The organism is Mesorhizobium sp. M7A.F.Ca.CA.002.04.1.1 (assembly GCF_004022805.1).
In the GTDB taxonomy this organism is placed as follows: Bacteria; Pseudomonadota; Alphaproteobacteria; order Rhizobiales; family Rhizobiaceae; genus Mesorhizobium; species Mesorhizobium ciceri.
Window position 1 is genome coordinate 1 of the sequence record NZ_RZPL01001148.1, and the last position, 1001, is coordinate 1001.

Consider the following 1001-nt stretch of genomic DNA (forward strand, 5'->3'; position numbering starts at 1 on the left):
TTTTCCGATGATGGCGTTCAGCTCGGTCATCGAGCCGCTGCGCGCCGCCAATGTCCTGGCGAAACGGCAATGCTATCGCTGGATCATCGTCGGCGGCACGAAAGGTGCGGTCGAGGCGTCGAACGGCGTCGTCATCCAGCCGGGCTTTTACGCCGAGGATGCGCCGAAGGTCGACCGCATCGTCGTCTGCTCGGGCGGCGATGCCGATCACCTCGTCGCCGAGGACGCTGCACACTGGATCCGCAAGAGCCTGCGCAATGGCGCCCATATCGGTGCGGTGGCGGATGCCGCGTTCTTCCTGGCGCGCGCCGGCCTGCTCGACGGCCATGCCTGCACCTTGCACTGGACCAGCCAGGCCGCCTTCACCGAAGCCTTCCCCAACATCGAGCTCAGGCGCGACCTCTATGTTATCGACCGCAAGCGCTTCACCTCGGCCGGCGGTGTCGGCAGCCTCGACATGATGCTGGAGATCATCACCCGCGACTACGGCGCCGAGCTTGCCGCCGGCGTCGCCGAATGGTTCGTGCACAGCCAGCTGCGCTCCAGCATCGACCGCAAGATGATGCCGCTGCGCCTGCGCACCGGGGTCCAGAACGAGCTGGTGCTGTCGGCCATCGCCATCATGGAGGACGCGGTCGAGGAGCGGCTCGGCATGGCCGAGCTGACCGCGAAGCTCGGCGTGTCCTCAGACAAGCTCGAGCGCTCCTTCCGCTCCGAACTCGCCATCTCGCCCAATGGCTATTACCGGCGCCTGAGGCTCAAACGCGCCGCCGATCTTTTGGCGCATTCGACGCTCGCCGTGCGCGACGTGGCGCTGGCGTGTGGGTTTGCCTCGATGTCGAGTTTTGCCCGGGCGTTTCGCGAGGAGCATGGCCATCCGCCGAAGCTGGCGCGACGGCATTAGGCTTGGCGCTCGCTGACGCGGTGAGATGTTGGCGGGACAGCGCCCCCCTCTGTCCTGCCGGACATCTCCCCCTCAAGGGGGGAGATCGGACTGCATC

Annotated in this window: 1 protein-coding gene; it reads left to right on the forward strand. The window is 66.5% G+C overall.

What is annotated here, in order from left to right; all coding sequences use genetic code 11:
* Positions 1–904 (forward strand): GlxA family transcriptional regulator (locus tag ENZ75_RS32885; protein ID WP_164888223.1); only part of this gene is annotated, 904 nt, incomplete at its 5' end.
* Positions 905–1001: the final 97 nt, after the last annotated feature.